Source organism: Bartonella sp. TT29SHDZB (assembly GCF_042193395.1).
In the GTDB taxonomy this organism is placed as follows: Bacteria; Pseudomonadota; Alphaproteobacteria; order Rhizobiales; family Rhizobiaceae; genus Bartonella.
In genome coordinates, this window is record NZ_JBHILQ010000040.1 from 1 (window position 1) to 5,256 (window position 5,256).

At 43.7% G+C, this 5,256-nt stretch carries 4 protein-coding genes and 1 pseudogene; all 5 read right to left on the reverse strand.

Going from position 1 to position 5,256, the window contains the following annotated elements; genetic code table 11:
* Window positions 1-78: 78 nt before the first annotated feature.
* On the reverse strand, window positions 79-459 hold the full coding sequence (locus ACFIJJ_RS08900; RefSeq protein WP_375631674.1) for a hypothetical protein: 381 nt from the start codon (window positions 457-459) through the stop codon (window positions 79-81).
* A 23-nt stretch (window positions 460-482) separates the two neighbouring features.
* Complete coding sequence (locus ACFIJJ_RS08905) at window positions 483-1,607, reverse strand: N4-gp56 family major capsid protein (protein WP_375646691.1); 1,125 nt, start codon at window positions 1,605-1,607, stop codon at window positions 483-485.
* Between the two features lie 91 nt (window positions 1,608-1,698).
* Window positions 1,699-2,586: a hypothetical protein gene (locus ACFIJJ_RS08910; protein WP_375646693.1), complete on the reverse strand. Its 888-nt coding sequence runs from the start codon at window positions 2,584-2,586 to the stop codon at window positions 1,699-1,701.
* Window positions 2,587-2,599: 13 nt separating this feature from the next.
* Entirely contained in the window at window positions 2,600-4,609 is a 2,010-nt protein-coding gene (locus ACFIJJ_RS08915) for a portal protein (protein WP_375646694.1), read from the reverse strand.
* A pseudogene (locus ACFIJJ_RS08920) lies at window positions 4,594-5,256 on the reverse strand (PBSX family phage terminase large subunit); the annotation flags it as partial. The pseudogene ACFIJJ_RS08920 and the gene ACFIJJ_RS08915, both read right to left, overlap by 16 nt.

Genomic DNA, 5,256 nt, shown 5'->3' on the forward strand with positions numbered 1-5,256 from the left:
GACGATAAACATCTCGCTTTACTGGTATCGGTCCTCCGGTCTTAACCCGAATATAATGACGTGTCATCAAAATACCTCTCAACGATTGGTCACGAATTGCACCACCACAACACACTCTCCAGCCGCGGTTGTTTTATCCCGTGTTGCATAAAGCGTAAGCTCTTGATCTTCTGGAACAAACTCTTTTTGGTTGGTTGATGTAAAATCTTGAGTGCTTTGGGTTTTGATGTCCTTTTCACTAAACTCATTACCACCATAGGTGCTACCTATCTTTAATTTCGCATCCGAAAACGCTGTCTTCACAAACGCTTTAATCGAAAGGATCATCGCACCACGCGGTAAAGTCCCGATTTTGCGTGTCAAATGCTTATCTTTATACGAGATGTTCAAGCGAAAAAAACTCACTTGTTGCGTAACCAAGTTTCTCCCTTGTAGGGGTTGTGGTAATCCTTCTGCCATGTTTTATTTCCTTTCTTTGAAAATTAAGAAGGCTTTTCGCCTGTGCAAGTTGAAACAACAACGGTTCCGAAATCTTGCGCATTTTGTCCTCTTCCAGGCATTTGGAAACGTGTTTTCTTCATGCCTATGATTGTCTTAGCTGCAACACCATATACCCGTTGATAATCATCAAGCTCTTCAACCAATTTATAGCGCGTCTCTTGATTTTCTGCTCCAAAGGCAAGCATCGCACTCTGTGCACCCAGTAATACAGCACGGCGGACATTTTCTTCAACACTACCATCGGATTTAACACCATGGGTTACATGTTCGGATTCTCGTAAAATCACACCATTATACATGCCTAGTGAACCATCAAAAATCGGGTTCTTCGCGCGCGAACCTGAATAAACTGCCTTTTGTATATCAAGCCATTGACCAGTATCTGTATTGGTACGCAATTGCATAACTTGTATGGGATGAAGATACATCACGTAGACATTGGAACCACCAACCCGTACTGGTCTGATTTTGGGGTTAGCCAACTTTGCAACTTTAACAGCTTCATCTATGAGCTTAAGACTAAAACCGTGTTTTGCCAGCTCTTTTACGTCTTCATCTTTCGTTTTGGCTTCTGGTCGCACAATACGCTTACTGCTTGGTGCCAATGGTGCATTAAAACCATAATACAATTCATCAAGTTCAACTTCACGTCCTTCAAACTTTATTGTAGGCGCTGTATATCCGCAAACTTGAAGAAAAAACATCAAACTCAAACGGTCTGCAAACCAATCAACCAATGCCTTATGTGCTTCGTCGCGTAAACTAAACAAAATACGTTGTTGATCAATCGTACCTTTATTTTTTGTTGAAACAGCGTTATTAAGTTCATTGATATAAAGTTTATCATGAAGGAATTGGAGTGCCTCTTCATTGCCTTTAAGCGTTTCACCCTCGCTTACACCACGCCCCATAATCTGTGCTCGTAAGCTAAACGTAACACAATCTCCACCTTCTTTCCTAAGTTCATTTTTGACTTGAATGATACTATTGGAGCCTTCTCCCATTAATGGTTCAATATCAAGCGCTTTAGACGCTTCATAATTTAATCTCTTTGACCAAGCTTTCACCGCTTGAGCATCATTAATAGGTATACGTGTTGTTGCCATTGATTTTACCTTTCTTTGCTATAAAAAAACCGGCTTTAAGCCGGCAAAAACCCGCATTAAAAGCGGATTACGTTATGCGCCTAGACTATACTCAGCCATCGCGCCCCATTAACTTATCAAAAATGATTTGATTCTTAGGATTGCTATACCATTCTCCAAATTCTTGATCAGACATATCACAAATGTTTTTTAAAGTGATTGGTCCAACACTCCCCCCTCCACCAGATGCCGTCAAAGTCCGCGCAGAATTCTGACGGCTTTGAAGTTCTGCAACCTGATCGTTGGCTTGTATCGCTTTTGTCTGATAACCAAGGTTTTGTGCTATCCTATAAATCTCTTCTGCCGGATTGAGATCTCTTTGTGCACAAGTCGCTACAATCGTACGCAATTCATTCCTTATGATCTCAGAAATTGTGTTTGGATCTGCATACTCAGGATAAAGTGACGACCAAGAACTCAATTCCTTCGCACGCTTCTCATAAAGAAAATTTGCCGCATCACCAAAATCACTGGATTTATTTTGAAACGACTTAACAGAATTGTTGAAAAACTGACCAAGACGTATATCATGCTGCTGCTGTTCCTCAGCTTGTCTTAGCGCTTCTTTCTGTTCCCTAATATACGCATCCTGCTCTCGAATCTTTTTTCCCATCCAACTCATATAGCCAATAATGTCTTGTGTAGGGTCTGGGGGTGCATTTTCACCTTCAACCATTGGCGTCTGGGTTTGGGGTTCATAAAGCTTGACAAGCGCTTCACGAGCTTGTTTGGCTTGTTGCTCCATACGCTGCTGTTCTAAATTAGGAACAATCTCTGAAGGCTTTTCAACGGGCTGCACAACCGGCTCTGGAGACGTAATGTCATTATTATCAATCGTTTCACCATCATAAGTCCCAGCATCAAAAGAGCTCTCATCATCAAAGACCGGCGCTCCAACTCTGTAATCTTCATTCATAGCTTCATTCATTTCTGCATTCATTCTTTCACCTTTCTCAACTATGCATACCTCTGTGTAATGCTATTCGCTCTCGCATGATCTGATTGTGTGCCTGAGTATTGAGAAGCTTCTGCCGTTCAATCTCATAGCGTTGCTTCATCAGTTCCGCGTCTGTTTTTGCTCTCTCTTGATGCACAAACAGATCAATCTGCTTTTGTTGCAAATCCATCTGATGCATCTGTGCTTTCGTCTCTAAGTCTTGTTGCTTTTCCTGCAACTTCATTTCCTGCTCGGGGGCCATCTGCTGTTGTTGTGCCATTTGTTGCTGTTGGAACTTCTCACTGACACGATTAAGCAATGACGCAGGCAATGGTGAATAACGAAGTAGATCAAGCATAATATCCGGCGTAATCGCATTTTGAAGCAATGGAAGCAGCTGTGTGATAATACCGAAGGTGCGCTCTTTCTCATTCGGGCTGGTTGGCGCATCATCAACTACAATATCATACTCGACACTCGTTACTTCTTCACGCGTCAATGGAATATATTGCGCATTCTCCTCACCAGATATCCGTACCAAACGCCCATCGGACAAGTAATTCTGTATCAAGTGCAAAATAATTTTACCTTGCCGCTTGCGGTACAAACGTAAACCATCAAACAGACAAGCAAGCAGATTTAAACTGGATTGGCGTCGTTGTGCCTCCAAAATACCCGCTTGTGTCACTTCCCTTGTGCCAATGAATTCGGGCGATAAACCCGTCACCTGATTAATTGCTTCCTTAGCTTCATTAAACAGCTGGAAAAAGCCTTGTGGAAACTGTGCTACGGGTTTGGGTTGGATCTTTCCTTGTGCCAATGCGTTAGGTTTAACCCATGTAATACTGTCTGATCGGCTTAAACTTTTTGCTGCTTCTCTCTCATCCTTAAATGCACCACTCTCTGCCATTATCCCGCCTTTGGATTGGCTATTAAGGATATACATCACTTGACTGAAATATTTATTCGCCCACCGTTGAGGATCTTTTGTAGGACGCACAACACCATAAAACTGCCGTTCTATCTTATCAAAATATCCCGTTATACACTCCCAACCCAATTGACCAGCTGGAACCATGGGTTGATCGGGGCATAGCAAAACCTTCCTGCCTAAAAAAGCGCGCTTAACAACCTTTTTATTAAAAGCCGCCCCTTGAATATTAGGCATCATACATTGAAGCTGTTTAAATTCTTCCTCGCTATAATCACGAAGTTCTCCAGTGCTTAAATCGGGCGCTTTGTAATACCTCTCGCTTTCAAACCAACGGCATTCAACAAGTGTGATCATCCGTCGACCGTTTTCAACATCAATGCCCTTCTCATCATTATAAGCTTCAAGATCATTATGATGAATGCCCTCATAAGCAATCCCATCACGAGCCCAATCTGCACTCAGTTCACTCCAATGGGCTTTGGGAAACATCTGCTTGGCTACTTCCAAAGGCTTGCGGTCCACATACCACAAACGTTGCGCATCGGTTAAGTTCGGTTGCACCGCTGCACTGTCCCAAACCATCTTTAACGGGTCTAAACGCGTAATAACCGGTTCACCATCAAAGCTGTTTTCATAATCAAGCCGTGTATCAGTCCACCCCATGCCGCAGATAACCGCATCTTGGAAAGCATCACTATCAGCGTATTCTGCATGCGCCATGTCCCGAAACCATTCTGCCGCACCGGTAAGCAATTCACTAGGCAATGCCTTCCCTACTTGACGTGGAATAAACTGCACTTCGCGCTTATTATTTCTCTCTGAACCCACAACAGCATTTACAAGCGGAGCAATACGATTAAAGGTCATAACGGGGCGGCGTTGCTCTTTTAACGCCGCTAAATCAGCCTCATTCCACTGATCACCATTGTAAAAACGAAAATCCTCCCGCGCATGTTCACGCCATTTATTCACATGCTCCACATCTTCTTTGTACCAACTCACAAGCTTGCGAAATAAGCCTTCTGTCGACAAATCTGATGCGTTACTTTCTTTATCTAAATGCTCTTCATCATACATCATTCTGCCATCCATGACGTGCTTTCATAAGTTTCTCTACCGCTATAAGCTGGTCGCCTTTGTATCGTCGGAGGTTCTTCATAAGCCACGCACATCAATCCAAAGGCATCTGCTCCATGACTGGACCAATCATGCTCTGCTCCCAAGCCAATATTGCGCTTCTCATCCCATTTCTCGTGATACCAGTTCAGTGCTTTGCGCCCTGCTACGGTCGTCTCTTCATTGAACCAAACTGAAGGTAAAATACGCCGCACCGCCTCTATACGCATCTTAACCGCCCCTGCTCCCTGATTGGGAACAACTTGCGTTTCAAAACCCGCATCATTTAAAGCACTCTCAAAACTCACATTGTGTACACGGTCTCTGGTCGCACCGTCATGAGGCAAAACCATCAATGCCTTCTCATAACCATTTTGACGCAACCAACCTATATGTTCGGATAACGGCTGTCCTTGTGCTTCGTAATAATCAAGCACTCTGATCTCTCTGCCAACAAATTGCGCTATCCATATCGCTGTGGCATCTGCCTTAGCACCCGTGCCCCCAATATCCCAAAAGGCGCGTATTTGCATTAAAGGATCACGCGCAACGCGCCCTATCCGCCCCTCCTGCTCGGCTGCCAACATTTCCTTTTGATAATAAGCGCCTTGAACCGCTGTAAG